The sequence below is a fragment of the Comamonas odontotermitis genome, from assembly GCF_014207855.1.
In the GTDB taxonomy this organism is placed as follows: Bacteria; Pseudomonadota; Gammaproteobacteria; order Burkholderiales; family Burkholderiaceae_C; genus Comamonas; species Comamonas odontotermitis_A.
On record NZ_JACHKZ010000031.1, the window covers coordinates 1 to 15,299 of the forward strand.

Below are 15,299 nucleotides of genomic sequence, written 5' to 3' on the forward strand. Positions count from 1 at the left end.
CCGAGCTGGGCACGCCCCAAACGGTGGCCGTGGCATAACTACGTCTGGGGTTTGGGGAGACTCAGTCTCAAACCGATTTATGCAACAAAGCCTCTTTGGGTCACAAGCACATCTACGGACCATCCGTGAAAGTAAGTCGAGAAAAGTAAGTCGAGTGGAGAAGATCAATATGCACTGACCCAAGTCGATGTAACCTGGCACCTCGTCCTCAATTTCCTCCATGCCTGCCTCTGTACGTTCTTACGTGTTTAGCAGATAAATCTGGCGGCGCCGCGCACCAGCATCGACCACCAATTGACCGTACGAGGATCGATACCGTAGCCCTCGGCGTGTACAGCTTGCAGTCCATGAACGTCCAGCCGTCCCAGGCTTTGCCAGGCAGCTCGTCACCGCGGTGCAGGCGGATCAGCCGATACGCGGTGTACGGGATGTCATGCCTGCCGCTTTCCCAGTGATGCAAAGTGCGCTCGCTGACCTGAAAAAACTGCGCAGCCTGGGTGCGAGACATGCCAGCACTGCGGTACATGTCCCGAAATCGGGACGCAATGCGGGTGCGGGTGTCTGGGTCATGGCGGCGCAGGCCGTACTTCTTCTTTAATTGATACGATGTATATTATGTTAAGTTATGTGAAAGCAGAGACTATGCGACTGAGCGACCTTGTCGCCAAAAGGCTTGCCCGCAACGGATCGTATTTGGCGCCTTGCATCCGTGCCTCGACAGGTTTGGTGCAGACCCCCGCGCTGATCCAGGTCAGCCCATCTTGTCGATTCGGGGCGCATTCAGGGTTAACTCTGGGTAATTTGGTATTCCATGAAGAAGTTTTGCATCCACAATTTCCCTTTGGCTTATCCAAGGAGAAATCACACAATGCAAATCCCATCCCATCCTGCTTCTTCCGTATCGCCGCGCTACAGCTTGGTGGCGCTGGCGTCGATTGTATTGCTGTCCCTGGCGGGCTGCGGCAGTTCTGGCGGCAATGACGACAAGCTGGTCAGCACGGCCTGTGAGGCGACAACCAATGACGGCTCGGTGGTGGTGGGATCCGGCCTGCCGGGCGATCCATCCTTCCCCGAGCTTGCTTCCGGGTACCGCACCGGCAAGAAGGCGGTCGAAGGCAACAAGTACATGGTGGTCACCGCCAATCCGCTCGCGTCCAAGGCGGGCTGCGAGGTGCTCAAATCCGGCGGCTCTGCCGTGGATGCCGCCGTTGCCGTGCAGATGGTGCTGGGCTTGGTTGAGCCGCAGTCCAGTGGCATTGGCGGCGGCGCTTTCATGCTGTACTACGATGCTGCCAGCAAGAAAGTGACGGCCTATGATGGCCGCGAAACGGCGCCCGCCGCAGCCACCCCTGATTACCTGCGCTACAACAGCGACAGTGACAAGACCGTGCCCCAGCCCAGCGCCCGTGCCAGCGGCCGCGCTGTGGGAACACCGGGCGCCGTGCGCATGCTCGATCTTGCGCACAAGGACCACGGCAGCAAGCCCTGGAAGGATCTGATCCAGCCCGGTATTGATCTGGCCACCAATGGTTTCAAGATCAGTGGTCGCATGTCGGATGCGCTGGCGGGTGCCAAGACGGCACTGCAGGCCGATGCCGATGCGATTGCGCTGTATTTCAATGCAGATGGCACCACCAAGAGCCTGGGCCAGACGTTTACCAACCCGGCCTACGCTGCAACCTTGACCAAGATTGCCACCGGTGGCGCCGATGCGTTCTACACGGGTGCTGTGGCGCAAGGCATCGTGAACAAGATTGGCGTGACGCAGAACGTGACCACAGGCGCGCCCATTACCCCCGGCGTCACCACCATGGCCGATCTGGCGGGCTACCAGGCCAAGAAGCGCGATGCGGTCTGCACCACCTACCGCGCCAAGTACGTGATCTGCGGCATGCCCCCACCATCGTCCGGCGGCATTGCGGTAGCGCAAGCCATGGGCGTGCTGGAGAATTTTGATCTGGCGCCTCACAAGCCGACCGCGCTGGATCTGGAAGGCGGCAAGCCCACAGCCATGGGTGTGCATCTGGTCAGTGAGGCGGAGCGCCTGGCTTATGCCGACCGCGATGTGTATGTGGCAGACACCGATTTCACCCCCCTGCCCGGTCCCCTGGGCTCTACCCTGCTCGACAAGGGTTACCTCAAGAGCCGCGCGGCACTCGTCTCCACCAAGCAGAGCATGGGCACCGCTACCGCAGGCCAGTTTGGCAATACGCGCCTGGGGGTGAGCAAGGTGGCTGAAAACGGCACCACCCATATGACGATTGTCGATGCCAAGGGCAACGTTGTGAGCATGACGACGACGGTGGAAGCCGGCATGGGGTCGTACCACATCACGCAGGGTTTTGTGCTGAACAACCAGTTGACCGATTTCTCGGCCACGCCCACCTCGGCGGATGGCCTGCCGATTGCCAACAAGCTGGAGGCTGGCAAACGCCCCCGCAGCTCGATGGCGCCGACGCTGGTGTTTGACGCCAATGCAGACGGCACGCCTGGCGCCTTCAAGATGGCAACCGGCTCGCCGGGCGGCAGCACCATTATCCAGTTTGTCACCAAGACTCTGGTGGGCGCGCTGGACTGGGGCCTGGATGCGCAGCAAGCCACCAATCTGGTGAACTTTGGCGCGGCCAACAGCAAGACCACCAACCTGGGCGGCGAGCACCCCAATATCATGGCAGCCAACAATGGCGATGCCGATCCGCTGGTGCAGGCGTTGCGCGCCATGGGCCATACCGTATCGGTGAATGCGCAGTCGAGCGGCGTGGGTACGGTGATCCGCACGGCCTCCAGCGCAGGCGAGGCGCGCCTGACTGGCGGCGCCGATCCCCGCCGCGAAGGTGTGGTTCTGGGCGATACCTACAAGGTCAAGCCCTAAGCCTTCAGCCGCACCAGCCTGTTAACCGCAAAAGCCGCTGCAGACGCGATCTGCAGCGGCTTTTTTGGGGATGAAAACCGAATCCAGCACTTACGCTGCGCGCGCTGGCAGCTCCTGTTTGTGAAGGTGTTCGTTGATCTGGGCAATCACGGGTGGCAGATCGGCCACGCTGTCGATCACAAAATGCGCGCCCGCTTGCTGCAACTGACGGGTGGCAGATGAGCGCACCGCCGCCTGCTCGGCGGGTGGCAGCGCCTGCCATTCGGGCAAAGACAGGCCATTGGCGTTGCCGCTGATGGCGACGCCCACCGTCCAGCAGCCCGCGTTCAGGCCTTCAGCAATGCCGACGCCGGTGTCGTCCACCTTCACCACGGTGGATGCGGGCCACACCCCCAGGTCGGCAAAGCAGCGGTACATCATCAAGGGGCTGGGGCGGCCTGCGGCCAGATCGCCAGCGCAGACGATGTTGTCTGGCGCATAGCCTGCCTTGGCGGCGATGGGCTGCAGTACGTCCATGATCGGGCGGTTGTAGCCGGTGGTGCTGCCGATCTTGATGCCGTCGGCGCGCAGCCGAGCCACCACGTCGAGCGCGCCGGGGATGAAATCGGCAAAATCGCCCACCACGCGGGCATTCATGGGCGTGAATACTTCGTACAGGTGGTCGATATCGCTGGTGGCCACGGGCTTGCCGTATTTGCGCTCCCACTGGGCGGCAACCTCAGGCAGGCTGCACAGCGCATGGATGTGGTCCCACTTGGCAGCGCCCATGGGGCCTCGCGCCTGCGCAATGGTGATATCAATGCCAAAGTCCTTGAACAACTGGACAAAGGCACCCATCGGGGCACGCGAGCCAAAGTCGACAATCGTACCGGCCCAGTCAAAGACAACGGCCTGTACGCGATCAGTATGGTGGAAATTCGTCATTTCAGATATCCAGAGTTTTTCTGCTCAATGCTTTCAGTGCTGGGGCGCTGCAGCAGCGCCGGTGCTTACCAGCGCTCGAAGGTGTCATGCGCCACACCAAAGCCGGTGCTGGCCCCGGTACCGCTGGTGACCACGGCGACGCGGGTGGCGTCGTCCGGGGCTTCGATGAAGCAGTCGGTGCCCGGCGCCGAGGGGTAGATGCCCACCCAGCGCTCGGTGACGGTGTAGTCGCCCAGATGCAGGGCTTCGCGCATATGGCGCAGCATCAGCTGGTCCACCGCGTCCGATGCAAAAGGCGCCACAGAGGCGCCATAGTGGTGCGAATCTCCCACTACCAGGCTGCCGTCGGCGCTTTGCACGGCAATCAGATGGATGCCGTGCGCGAGGCTCTCGCCCTCTTCCTGCTGCAGTTGCGCAAGCAGTGCCTGGGCCTGCGGCAGTTTGCTGTAGCCGTGGTAGCGCACCAGGCTCAGGTCGCCCATGACGGATGCCGTCAGCTTGAAGCCCGCCTGCGGCTGCACGCGCAGCATCTGCAACTGGCACAGCCGCACCTGGTGTTTGGCAAACAGCTGGTTGTAGAGCCCGTGGATGTCGGCATTGGTGCAGACCACCACGCGCTCTGCGTGCAGTGTTGCCTTGGCCGTCACCACCTTGGGCGTCGCCACTTCCAGCACGGCCTCGCCAAAGCGGAAAGTAACGTTGTGCTGCTCGGCCAGCCAGCGCGTGAGCTGGCCAATGGCCTGGCGCGATTCCACGCGCAGATCGATGGGGCTGTGCAGCACGGCCCGGGCGTCGCCCAGCTGCAGCTCGGGCGCGTGCCGTGCGGCCTGTGCGGGGCTCCATAGTTCGCAGCCCACGCTCTGGGCCATGTCGGTTGCCATGAAGGCGTTCAGCACATCCACAGCCTTGTCGCGGGTGGCCACCACATTCAGGCCTTGGTGCACCACCTGGATGCCCGCTTGCGGCGCGATGGCGGCCCACACGTCGCGGGCGTAGCGCGCGCGCCGCCAGGTGTCTCCCGCGCCCTGCCCGGTCACGGTCACAAACCCGAAATTGCGGATGGAGGCACTCACGCAGGCTGCGTCACGCTCCACCACGCACACTTTCAAGCCCTTGCGGGCGGCTTCATACGCATGGGCCAGGCCCACAATGCCAGCACCCACCACGATCACATCAAAACGGCTCACTGTTTTCCCTTTTGTCCAAAAAATCGCTGGCAGGGCGCTACTGAATTTGATAGCACTACCCTCTTTCACCGTGCCCTAACGCCCTGCTGTATTGGCAACTAGCGCCTGCGCCATGCCTGGGTCTTGCGCGTCAGCCACCAGCCTGCCACCTGGTAGAGCACGGTCACTACGCAGCTGATGGCGGCAATCATCACGGCCATGGCGGCGGCGGCGGCCATGTCGCCCGCTTCGTCCAGGTTCAGGATGGCGACGGCGCCCAGGCGCGTGTCTGGCGAGTACAGGAACACCACCGCCGAGATCGTGGTCATCGCCGCAACGAAGAAGTAGCGCGACACCTCCAGGAGTGCAGGCAGGCACATGGGCAAGGTTACCTTGAGCAAGGTGCGGTAGAAAGGCACTTTCAGCGACGCGCTCACGGCTTCGAACTCACCATCAATGGCCTTGAGCGCGGTCACCAGGGTCATGTGGCCGGTGGTGTAGTAGTGCATTACCGTGCACAGCACCATGAGCGGCATGGTCTGGTACAGAACATTGAGCGGATTGCCCGGCGCATTGAAGAAAAAGATATAGCCCAGGCCCAGCACCAGCCCGGGCACGGCCATGGGCACCATGGCCAGAAGGCGCAGCACCGGGCGCACGGCGTTCATGCCCTTGGTCTTTTCCAGCAGGTAGGCGCCGGCAAACACCACAACCGGGCCCACAATCGCAGCGCTTACCGCCATGGTGAGGCTGTTGAAGATGGCGGTGTCGACACCGGCATCTACCAGCCCGCTGGTGTAGTGCGACAAAGTCAGGCCCAGCTGGTACGGCCAGAACTGCACGAGCGATGCAAAGATGGCCATGCCGAACATGGCCAGCATCAGCGCTGCCATACCCCAGGCAAGCACTGCGCAGGTGCGGTCGGTGGCCGCGTGCCTGGTGGGCTGCAGCACCACGGCGCGCGCCGTCAGCACCGAGGTCTGCTTTTTCTGCACCTGGCGGTCAATCAGATAGGTGATGACGGCAGGCAGCAGCAGCAGCAAGGCCACCACGGCACCGCGCTGAAAATCCTGTTGGCCGATCACGAGCTTGAAGACATCGGTAGCCAGCATGTTGAAATTGCCGCCGATCACTTTCGGAATACCGAAATCGGTGATCACCAGGGTGAACACCACCAGCGCCGCCGACACCACGCCATAGCGCGCAGCAGGCAGGGTAACGGTGAAAAACTGGCGCGTGCGGCTCGCCCCCAGAGCGGTGGCGGCCTCGTAGAGGCGCTGGTCGCCCACGGCCAGCGCAGTCACCATGATCATCAGCGCATGGGGAAAGGTGGCAAAACACTGGGCCAGCACAATGCCGGGCGCGCCGTAGATGCTGTCAAAGCCGAGCGTCTGCACCACGCCCTTGAAGACGCCCTGGTTGCCAAACCAGTAGATAAGCGAGATGGCCGAGAGAAGCGAAGGCGCAAGCAGCGGCAGCAGGCTGATGCTGCGCAGCACGCCCTTGCCGCGAATACCCGAGCGCGTGATGGCATAGGCAAATCCAAAAGCCAGCGGAACCACGAACACGGTCACCAGCAGCGACACCCAGACGCTGTTCCACAGGCTGCGCAGCAAGGCTGGAGACTGGAAATAGCGAATAAACCGGGCCAGGCCCGCGCCCTCCCCATTCTGCCCAGGGGCAAATGCGTGGCTGAGCAAGGCTGCCAGCGGTGCCAGCAACCCGACGACCAGCAGCGCCGTGAGAAGGAACAGCCCCAGGTGCGCCATGCGGTCGGCGGGGGCCGTGCGAATACCCGCGCTGCGCATGCCCGAAGGAGCTGCGCCACTGTTCAGGGTGGTGGTGGAAGAAGTCATAGAACTCCGAAAGCCTGCTGTCGCCTGTCACTGGATGGCCTGAGCGCGGGAGGGCCGTGGTTGCTTGCATGCGGCACGATTTCTAGTGAAATCAGGCGCTGGCAACCGTCCATCAAGCACGGGCAGCTATCAATATTTCTGCGCAAAGATTTTCAACTGCGTGGCATTGACCGAAAACTGCAACCAGCGACCGGGTTGCACATCGAGCTGGGCCCACTGGGCGGGCGAGAGTTGCAGCTGAATGCGTTGCTCCGGCAGGCGTGGCACATCGGCATGCACGATGCAGGTGGCGCCAAGAAATTCCAGGTGTTCGACGCGGGCCGTCCACACGGGAGCACCCGTGGCAGGCGGCACGCTCGCAGCCGGGGGCATCGCCGTGCAGTTGTGCACGCTGCAGTCTTCGGGGCGCAGGTACACATCGAGCGCCTGCCCCTTGGCCAGCTGCGGCGCCTGCGGACAGAACAGTTTGTGGCCACCCAGGGTGATGCCGCCGTCGCCCACCGCAATGGCCTGCAACTTGTTGGCCTTGCCAATGAATTCGGCCACAAAGGGTGTGGCGGGCCGCTGGTAGATCTCCATCGGCGTGCCCACCTGCTCCACTACGCCATGGTTCATCACCACCACACGGTCGGCAATCGCCATGGCTTCTTCCTGGTCGTGGGTGACCATGATGGTCGTCACGTACAGGCGCTGCTGCAGGGCACGGATTTCGTTGCGCAGATGCACGCGCACTGTGGCATCCAGTGCTGACAGAGGCTCGTCCAGCAGCAACAGGCCGGGCGACATGGCCAGCGCCCGGGCCAATGCCACGCGCTGCTGCTGTCCGCCCGAGAGCTGCGCCGGGTACTTGGGGCCGCTGCCCGACAGGCCTACCGTCTCCAACAAGGCGTGTACCTTCTGCGCCACCAGGCCCTTGGGTTGGCGCTGGCTGACAAGGCCATAGGCCACGTTGTCCGCCACCGTCAGATTGGGAAACAGCGCATATGACTGGAACACGATGCCATAGTCGCGCTGGGCGGCGGGCAGTTCGGAGATGTTTTTGCCGTCCTGCCAGATCTCGCCACTGGTTTGCGCTTCCAGCCCGGCGATTGCACGCAGCAAGGTGGTCTTTCCGCAGCCAGAAGGCCCCAGAAAGCACACCAACTCGCCGCGCTGGATCTGCAGGCTGACCGATTGCAGCGCCGTAAAGCTGCCGTAGCGCTTGTGCAGATGACGAATGTCAAGGTACGGGACACCCGTATCCTGCGGGCGCACTGTGGGCGCGCCCTGGGGCTCAAACGCATACGAGGTATCGCGCAACGGCAAGGGGACCGTTGCGGAGGCGCTCTGTCCGGTCAGTTCTGCATTCATGGGCACGGCGTGACGTTCGCTCACTTCTTGGCTTCGCTCTTGGCGTCGTAGCGCTTGGTCCACTCGGCCAGCACACGTTCGCGGCTATCGGCCATCTTGCCGAAATCCAGCGGAATCAGGCGCGATTCGTAGTCGGCAGGGATGTTGGCCAGCTTGGGGGCCACACCGGGCATGGCGGTGACGGCAAAGTTCTTGCCATACAGCTCCATGGCATCCTTGCTCACGGCCCAGTCCACCAGCTTCTGGGCGGCCTGCTCATGCTTGGTGCCCTTGTAGATGCTGATGCCTTCCAGATCCCAGCCCAGGCCTTCCTTGGGGAAGACGAGGTCGATCGGCACGCCCTTGGCCTTGTTGGCGTGGCCGCGGTATTCGAACGAGATGCCGGCAACGTACTCGCCCTGGGCCGCCATGTTGCAGGGCTTGGAGCCCGAATGGGTGTACTGGGCAATGTTCTCGTGCAGCGCATCCATGTACTTCCAGCCGCCGCCCTTGCCACTGTCGTCGCCAAACAGCTGCAACCAGGCAGCCACATCAAAGTACCCGGTGCCGCTCGATGCGGGGTTGGGCATCACGATCTGGCCCTTGAATTCGGGCTTGGTCAGGTCCTGCCAGCTGGTGGGCACGGGAATGTTGCGCTTTTTCGCTTCGACCGTGTTGAAGCAGATGGTGGCGCCGAACACGTCCATGCCAACCCAGTGCGGTGGGTTCTTGCTATCGCGGTACTTGGCGGTGATGGCTTCCAGGCCTTTGGGCGCGTAGCCTTGCAGCATGTCGTTCTTGTCGAAAATGGCCAGGCTCGATGCCGCCACGCCCATGATCACGTCGGCCTTGGGGTTGGCTTTTTCGGCCAGCAGCTTGGCAGTGATGACACCCGTCGAATCGCGCACCCACTTGATGGCGATGTCTGGATTGCTCTTGGTGAAGGCGGTTTCGTAGGCCTTGAGCTGGTCGATTTCCAGCGCGGTATAGACCGTCAGCTCGGTCTTTTGGGCATATGCCGCACCTGCGGCCACCATTGCGGCTGCGACCGCCACGAGCTTCTTCCAGTTTTGCATTCCGAACTTTCCTGCGTTGTTGGGGATGGATCGGCAGGCAGTATCTGAATGTTCTGTGACTTGGCCGTGGCATATCGGTGAAGTTTTTATGACTGCGATCTGCCAGCGGGTTGCTCAATCCCTGACGGCAAGGCACAGGAGTGTGCGCATGGCGCGGGCGACCGACTGCTATGCTGTCCCCATGCAATCCAACCTATGGACCGTCCATGTCGACGGCAGCGCCCTGCCCAACCCCGGGCGCATGCGCATTGGCGGTGCGGCCCTGGCGCCAGATGGGCAAAGCCACAGCTTCAGCCTGCCCCTGCCCGGCACGGGCTGCAACAACGAGGCCGAGGCGCGCGCCGCCATCCATGCGCTGCAGTGGCTGTGGCAACTGGGCGCGCGCGAAGTATTGCTCTATACCGACAACAGCATTCTTGCCGAGCAACTGGCACAACCCGCCCCCAAGCCTATCGCACGGCTGGCAGAGATTTATGACAAGGCCCGCGCGGCGCAGTCAGCGTTCGACCGCGTGCAAGTTCAGTGGATTCCCAGACACAGGAATGCTGTGGCGGATAGTTTGGCCAGAGGTGATGGCGGACAGGACGCAGGCTTTAAAGACAGTTAGCGCCTGCGTGTGTGCGAAAGCTCTGGGCAGCTACTAGATGCACTTCTCCCCTGTTGTCATACAGTCCATCATCGACTCAGCGCCTGATGCGGGATGCGCTCCCTCGGGCTTTGCTGCCTAAGCGCGCCGCCCGGGCAGATTGGGCAAGGCTGCGCGAACCGCGTGCGCGCCCTAGCCCACGTTCTTGCACTGCACCTGCTCCAGCGGCCTGTGCACTACCCACCGCGTCTGCGCGGCCCTTGACAGCATCCGTCCGCATGCGCTCAATGTCCCGCTGCAGCAGGCTTTTCTGCGCATTGAACTGCTGCTCCATCAATGCAATCTGGTGCGCATGCTGGCTCATCATGGCCTGCAGGTCTTGCTGCAACTGCTGAGTGCGGGTTTGTGATTGGCTCCATTGCGTCTCAATCTCTGCCACCTGCAACTGCAAGGCCTTGCGCTCGGCGTGCCAGTCCACCTCCAGCTTGGCCAGCTTTTCCTGCTCGGCCCGCTGGGCGGCCATCCACTGCTTGGCTTCCTGCCGGGCGCGGTCAATCTCCTGCAGCGCCCGGTGCTGCTGCGCCTGGGCGGCTGCATTCTGCTCGCGCAGATGCTCCGCATGGGCTCTGTCTGCTTCGTCGCGTGCCTTACGGCTGGCGAACAGCTCCTGCTCCAGCGCCTGCAGGCGCTGCTGCTGCTGGGCGGCAAACTGATCCTTCTGGCGGGCTCCCTGCTCCAGCTCGGCCAGACGCGCGCCCTGCATCTTGATCTGCGCATGGGCCACGGCCAGCGATTGCTCCAGCGATGCCCGTTGCTGCGCCATGGCGGCCTGCTCCTGCACCAAGGCGTTCTTTTCGGCGTCCAGCGTCTGCCGGGCGGCCTGCAACTCTTCACGCTCTTGCGCCAGCTGCGCCTGGGCCGCATCCACCGCCTGGTGCATCGCCGCATCCCATAAGGCCTGCGCAGCTTGCAGAACCGGCGCTGGTGCCGACGTGCCCCTGCCCTCCTCTGCGACCGCCCCCGCGCCGCTGCCCTTGAGTTGCGCCATGCGTGGCCCCAAGGTGGCAAACCATTCTTCCAGCATGGGGCTGACGGTATTGGGCGAGCCGCGCCCAATTTTCTGGCGCACCCGCTCGATGGTCGGGCGTTTGCCTTCCAGCAGCAATGCATCGGCCGCGGCCCAGACATCGTCGCGCTGAATGGCACGCGGGCTACGCAAATTTTCCATGGTTCACCTGCTTTTCTGATTTACTATCGATAAGAGGTATTTATCGATACTTTCTTAGATATGTATTGTAATACATCATACATTAGATGTAATATTTAATCAATATGAAATCCAACATACCACGCCAAGGCGTTTTGCAGCCGCTTTTGGCGACGCTGCCCGCTACCGATGTGCCACCCCTACAGGCCGACGCCTTGTCGCAGGCTGCGCGCGCTGCCCTGGATGCGCTGCGGCTGGAGGCTGAATCTGCCAACACCACGCACAGCTACCAAGGTGCCTTGCGCTATTGGGCTGCGTGGTACTGGCTGCGCTACGGGCAAGCCATCGCCCTGCCCTTGCCAACAACTGTGGTGCTGCAGTTCATTGCCGACCATGGCGAGCGTGTAGCGGAAAGCGGGCTGGTCTGCGATCTGCCCGCCTCCATCGATGCGCAGCTGGTGCAGGCCGGCTTCAAGGGGAAGATGGGCGCCCTGGCGCATTCCACACTGGTGCACCGGATCGCCGTGCTCTCCAAGGCGCACAGCCGAAAGGCACTTCTCAACCCTTGCCACGATGCGCATGTGCGCGAAGCCCTCTCCCATTTGCGCAAGGCCTATGCGCGCCGGGGTGCGCTCGTACAGAAAAAGGCCGCGCTGACACGGCTTCCCTTGGAGCAACTGCTGGCAACCTGTGACGACAGCCTCAAAGGCCTGCGCGACCGCGCCCTGCTGCTGTTTGCCTGGGCAAGCGGCGGCAGGCGCCGGTCAGAAGTGGCGGAGGCCCGCATGGAGTGGCTGCAGGCCTTGGGGCCAGACCAATACCTGTACGACCTGCGCCTGTCCAAGACCAATCAATCCGGGGTGGATCGCCCAGAAAACTTGAAGCCTGTTGTGGGCCCTGCAGGCGCGGCACTGGCACAGTGGCTACAGGCCGCGGGCATCAGCGAGGGGCCCATCTTTCGGCGGGTCTTCAGGAACGGGCGGGTGGGCGATGCGGCGCTGACGCCACTGTCCGTGAACAACATCGTCAAGGAGCGCTGCGCTCTGGCGGGCATTGAAGGCAATTTTTCGGCGCATTCGCTGCGCTCGGGCTTTGTGACCGAAGCTGGTCGCCAGAGCATGGCCCTGGTCGACACGATGGCCATGACGGGCCACCAGAGCGCCTCCACCGTCCTGGGCTACTTCCGCGCCGAAGCGCCGCTGGCCAACAAGGCGGCTCGCCTACTGGAAGACCCCGGCACGGAGAAGTGACACAAAGGCAGCATTAGTGCCGCAATTGCAATAGCGGCATCAGCAGCATCAGGCCGCCCAGCAACACCAGCTGGTGCAGCATGTAATAAGGCAGGCTGTGCCGCCCCAGCCAGGCCAGCAGGCGCATGGCGCGTGCATGGGCCGCACGCGACCACCATGCCCGCATACCGCTGGCTGGTTGCGCAAACCATTGCCGGCCCGCCACAAAAGCGATGAGCATGACGCCCAGCCAAGGCAGCAGTGGAACATAGTCTTCGGTGCGCGGCTTGGCGGTGATCAAGCCCAGCACACTGCCTGCCCTGCCATTGAGCCACTGCACCCAGTCGGGCGGCAGGTCCGCTGCCATGTGCCGATAGACGGGTGGCAGTGCAATGGCGATGGCGGCCACCACCAGCAAAAGCCATGCAGGCGCACCGCGCCATGCGCGCACCAGCAGCAGCATGACCGCCATGCCGTGCAGCACCCCAAAATAGATATAGCTGCGCGGAAACACCAGGTACGAGCCCACGCTGACGGCCAGTGCGCAGGCTGCAACCACACCCCAGCGGCGCAAAAAACGCACCCAGGGCACGTCTTGCGCCAGGGCCGCCGCCTGGCCCAGGCCCGCGCAGAAGAGGAACAGGCTCACGATGGCCGTGCGTTGCCAGACCCAGAACGGGTCGCGGTAAAAATCCTGGGGCCACAGACCCAGGTAGGCCAGATCGAAGCAAAAATGAAACCCCGTCATCCACAGCATGGCGAGGCCACGCAGCGCATCCAACCGGTTCAGGCGACCGGAGGTTTGAAAGGCAGCAGTTTTCGGGGTTGCGCTCATGCAGAAAGTGGATTGGGCAGGCAATGCCGCACTATAGCGGTGCCGCAGAACCAATTCGGGGGCTGGCAATCCATGGGCGGACCGCGCACGGACAAAGAAAAACCCGCTGCAATGGCTTGCAGCGGGTGTTCAATAATGGTCGGAGCGGCGGGATTCGAACTCGCGACCCTCTGCTCCCAAAGCAGATGCGCTACCAGACTGCGCTACGCTCCGACAAGCTGGCATTATAGCCCGGTTTTTGCGCTGTTTTCAAGTGGATTGCGCATTCGGGTAGAAAATGCCGCTACCAGGGGTAGACGTATGCCTTCTGGCTGAGGCAGGCCCGCCCGCGCCAACGGATGCCGCTCCCCGGATGCATGGCTCAGACAATGCCTCCATTGGCGCGAATCGTCTGGCCGTTGATCCAGGCACCATCGGGGCCCGCAAGTACGGAAACCAGTGCGGCAATGTCTTCGGGGCGGCCCAGGCGTTCCAGCGGCGCCATCTTTGACATGCGCTCGATCTGCTCGGCCGTCTTTCCATCCAGAAACAGGGCCGTGGCCGTTGGTCCCGGCGCCACGGCATTGACGGTGATGTCTCTGCCACGCAGCTCCTTGGCCAGGATATGGGTCATGGTCTCCAGCGCCGCCTTGGTGGCCGCATAGACAGAGTAGCCGGGCAAGCCCAGGCCGACCACGCTGGTCGAAAAATTGACGATGCGGCCGCCCGGCCCCATGCGGCGTGCCGCCTCACGCATGGTGTTGAAGCTCCCCTTCAGGTTGACCGACAGCAATCGGTCGAAGGTGGCGTCGTCGGTATCGGCCAGGTGAGGCAGCGTGGGCGGCATGATGCCTGCGTTGTTGACCAGCACGCTGACCTTGCCCCATTGCGCTTCCACGGTGTCAAACATGTCGCGGACCGCCCCCGGATCGGACACATCGGCCTGTATGGCAAATGCGCGACCGCCCTCCGCGATGATGGAATCGGTAACCAACTGCGCTTCTGCATGGTTGCCTGCGTAGTTGACGGCTATGGCGTGGCCGTCTGCTGCAAGACGCCGTGCAATGGCAGCACCAATGCCACGCGACGCGCCGGTAACCAACGCAATGGATAGAGGTGTGTGGGAAGTGTTCATGAGAAAACTCTGTTGTCTTGGTAGCCAGTGCTGCCAGGGTTGCCTGGTTCACTGGAGAGATGGCATCGGGATGCCATACGCTGACTTTATTGTTTTTGCGAAAATGAATAAATTCTGAGATTTGGCATGACAATCCATAAAATCTAAACAATAAGAGTCGCCCTCCCCCTCCTATGGATCGTCTGGATGCGATGCACCTGTTTGTGCGCATTGTGGATCTGGCCAGCTTCACGAAGGCTGCCGATGAGCTGCAACTGCCGCGCGCCTCCGTGAGCCTTGCCGTGCAGCAGCTGGAGGCGCGCCTGGGTGTGCGGCTACTGCAGCGCACAACGCGCCACGTCAGCCCGACGGTGGATGGCCAGTCCTACTATCTGCGCTGCCAGCAGATCCTGCAAGACGTGGAGGAGGCCGAAGGTGCCTGTGGCGGTGGCATGCTGAAGCCGCGCGGGAAGATACGGGTGGATCTGCAAGGAACGCAGGCGCTGCACTTCATCCTGCCCCATCTGGGCGAATTCCATGCCCGCTACCCGGATATCGAGCTTGAAATTGGCTTGGGCGACCGATTCATCGACCTTGTGCGGGAAGGGATCGATTGTGTGCTCCGCTCAGGCGAGCCCAAGGATTCTTCACTGGTGGGCCGGCGTGTCGCCCTGCTGGCCCAGGTTACCTGTGCCAGCAAAGCGTACCTGCGCCGACGCGGCCAGCCTCACACGCTCGATGAATTCAAGACACATGACGCGGTGAACTACCTGGGTGCGAATGGCCGCAGCCTGCCCTTCGAGTTTCTTGTACAAGGCCAGAAACGGGCAGTTCAGCTGCGGGGGCCGGTTTCCGTGAACAGCGCCTATGCCTATACGGCCTGCTGCCTTGCGGGCATGGGCTTCGTCCAGGTGCCGCGCTACCACGTGCAGGCCCATCTGCACAGCGGCGAGCTGTGCGAAGTCTTTCCAGAATGGGCGCCCGCTCCCATGCCTGTTTGGGTGCTTTACCCCCACGCACGCCATCTATCGCCAAGAACCCGGGTGTTCATCGACTGGGTGGCCGAGTGCATGGGCCGCGCTGCCTGAAACGGGGCCGGTGAGCGGTTTGAACGCATTCACCGGCG

General features: G+C 62.6%; 12 protein-coding genes and 1 tRNA gene. 4 read left to right on the top strand and 9 right to left on the bottom strand.

Annotated features, from left to right (window positions below):
* Positions 1-868: 868 nt before the first annotated feature.
* Positions 869-2,872 carry a gamma-glutamyltransferase gene (ggt, locus tag HNP33_RS17730; protein WP_184710975.1) on the top strand — a complete coding sequence of 668 codons (2,004 nt, stop codon included), beginning with the start codon at positions 869-871 and terminating at the stop codon, positions 2,870-2,872.
* Between the two features lie 90 nt (positions 2,873-2,962).
* On the opposite strand, the gene phnX is transcribed toward ggt, so the two are convergent.
* The 5 genes from phnX to HNP33_RS17755 all read right to left on the bottom strand — a co-directional run bounded on the left by phnX (position 2,963) and on the right by HNP33_RS17755 (position 9,223).
* Entirely contained in the window at positions 2,963-3,796 is an 834-nt protein-coding gene (gene phnX / locus HNP33_RS17735; RefSeq protein WP_184710973.1) for a phosphonoacetaldehyde hydrolase, read from the bottom strand.
* Positions 3,797-3,861: 65 nt separating this feature from the next.
* Positions 3,862-4,983 carry a TIGR03364 family FAD-dependent oxidoreductase gene (locus tag HNP33_RS17740; RefSeq protein ID WP_184710971.1) on the bottom strand — a complete coding sequence of 374 codons (1,122 nt, stop codon included), beginning with the start codon at positions 4,981-4,983 and terminating at the stop codon, positions 3,862-3,864.
* 98 nt (positions 4,984-5,081) lie between these two features.
* Positions 5,082-6,818, bottom strand: a complete 1,737-nt coding sequence (locus HNP33_RS17745) for a putative 2-aminoethylphosphonate ABC transporter permease subunit (RefSeq protein WP_184710969.1) — start codon at positions 6,816-6,818, stop codon at positions 5,082-5,084.
* Positions 6,819-6,947: 129 nt separating this feature from the next.
* Positions 6,948-8,192 (bottom strand): putative 2-aminoethylphosphonate ABC transporter ATP-binding protein, encoded by a 1,245-nt coding sequence (locus HNP33_RS17750; protein WP_325064952.1) that lies wholly within the window; start codon positions 8,190-8,192, stop codon positions 6,948-6,950.
* On the bottom strand, positions 8,189-9,223 hold the full coding sequence (locus tag HNP33_RS17755; RefSeq protein ID WP_184710967.1) for a putative 2-aminoethylphosphonate ABC transporter substrate-binding protein: 1,035 nt from the start codon (positions 9,221-9,223) through the stop codon (positions 8,189-8,191). The genes HNP33_RS17750 and HNP33_RS17755 overlap by 4 nt, the downstream gene beginning before the upstream one ends.
* Before the next feature lie 181 nt (positions 9,224-9,404).
* Here HNP33_RS17755 and HNP33_RS17760 point away from each other — a divergent pair, with 181 nt between their 5' ends.
* Positions 9,405-9,830 (top strand): ribonuclease HI family protein, encoded by a 426-nt coding sequence (locus tag HNP33_RS17760; protein WP_184710965.1) that lies wholly within the window; start codon positions 9,405-9,407, stop codon positions 9,828-9,830.
* A gap of 76 nt (positions 9,831-9,906) precedes the next feature.
* Here the strand turns inward: HNP33_RS17760 and HNP33_RS17765 are convergent, their stop codons facing one another.
* Positions 9,907-11,037, bottom strand: a complete 1,131-nt coding sequence (locus HNP33_RS17765; RefSeq protein WP_184710964.1) for a DNA-binding protein — start codon at positions 11,035-11,037, stop codon at positions 9,907-9,909.
* A 104-nt stretch (positions 11,038-11,141) separates the two neighbouring features.
* Here HNP33_RS17765 and HNP33_RS17770 point away from each other — a divergent pair, with 104 nt between their 5' ends.
* Positions 11,142-12,266 carry a site-specific integrase gene (locus tag HNP33_RS17770; RefSeq protein ID WP_184710962.1) on the top strand — a complete coding sequence of 375 codons (1,125 nt, stop codon included), beginning with the start codon at positions 11,142-11,144 and terminating at the stop codon, positions 12,264-12,266.
* Between the two features lie 13 nt (positions 12,267-12,279).
* On the opposite strand, the gene HNP33_RS17775 is transcribed toward HNP33_RS17770, so the two are convergent.
* The 3 genes from HNP33_RS17775 to HNP33_RS17785 all read right to left on the bottom strand — a co-directional run bounded on the left by HNP33_RS17775 (position 12,280) and on the right by HNP33_RS17785 (position 14,194).
* Entirely contained in the window at positions 12,280-13,080 is an 801-nt protein-coding gene (locus HNP33_RS17775; RefSeq protein WP_184710960.1) for a heparan-alpha-glucosaminide N-acetyltransferase, read from the bottom strand.
* 136 nt (positions 13,081-13,216) lie between these two features.
* A tRNA-Pro gene (locus HNP33_RS17780) sits at positions 13,217-13,293 on the bottom strand.
* Positions 13,294-13,441: 148 nt separating this feature from the next.
* Positions 13,442-14,194 (bottom strand): SDR family oxidoreductase, encoded by a 753-nt coding sequence (locus tag HNP33_RS17785; RefSeq protein WP_184710958.1) that lies wholly within the window; start codon positions 14,192-14,194, stop codon positions 13,442-13,444.
* Positions 14,195-14,367: 173 nt separating this feature from the next.
* Here HNP33_RS17785 and HNP33_RS17790 point away from each other — a divergent pair, with 173 nt between their 5' ends.
* Entirely contained in the window at positions 14,368-15,261 is an 894-nt protein-coding gene (locus HNP33_RS17790; protein ID WP_184710956.1) for a LysR family transcriptional regulator, read from the top strand.
* The last annotated feature ends 38 nt before the right edge of the window (positions 15,262-15,299 follow it).

Coding starts and splice junctions, on each gene's coding strand:
- HNP33_RS17785 (WP_184710958.1), bottom strand. CDS start 14,194: ATGAACACTTCCCACACACCTCTATCCATTGCGTTGGTTACCGGCGCG.
- HNP33_RS17745 (WP_184710969.1), bottom strand. CDS start 6,818: ATGACTTCTTCCACCACCACCCTGAACAGTGGCGCAGCTCCTTCGGGC.
- HNP33_RS17755 (WP_184710967.1), bottom strand. CDS start 9,223: ATGCAAAACTGGAAGAAGCTCGTGGCGGTCGCAGCCGCAATGGTGGCC.
- HNP33_RS17770 (WP_184710962.1), top strand. CDS start 11,142: ATGAAATCCAACATACCACGCCAAGGCGTTTTGCAGCCGCTTTTGGCG.
- HNP33_RS17760 (WP_184710965.1), top strand. CDS start 9,405: ATGCAATCCAACCTATGGACCGTCCATGTCGACGGCAGCGCCCTGCCC.
- HNP33_RS17790 (WP_184710956.1), top strand. CDS start 14,368: ATGGATCGTCTGGATGCGATGCACCTGTTTGTGCGCATTGTGGATCTG.
- phnX (WP_184710973.1), bottom strand. CDS start 3,796: ATGACGAATTTCCACCATACTGATCGCGTACAGGCCGTTGTCTTTGAC.
- HNP33_RS17775 (WP_184710960.1), bottom strand. CDS start 13,080: ATGAGCGCAACCCCGAAAACTGCTGCCTTTCAAACCTCCGGTCGCCTG.
- ggt (WP_184710975.1), top strand. CDS start 869: ATGCAAATCCCATCCCATCCTGCTTCTTCCGTATCGCCGCGCTACAGC.
- HNP33_RS17765 (WP_184710964.1), bottom strand. CDS start 11,037: ATGGAAAATTTGCGTAGCCCGCGTGCCATTCAGCGCGACGATGTCTGG.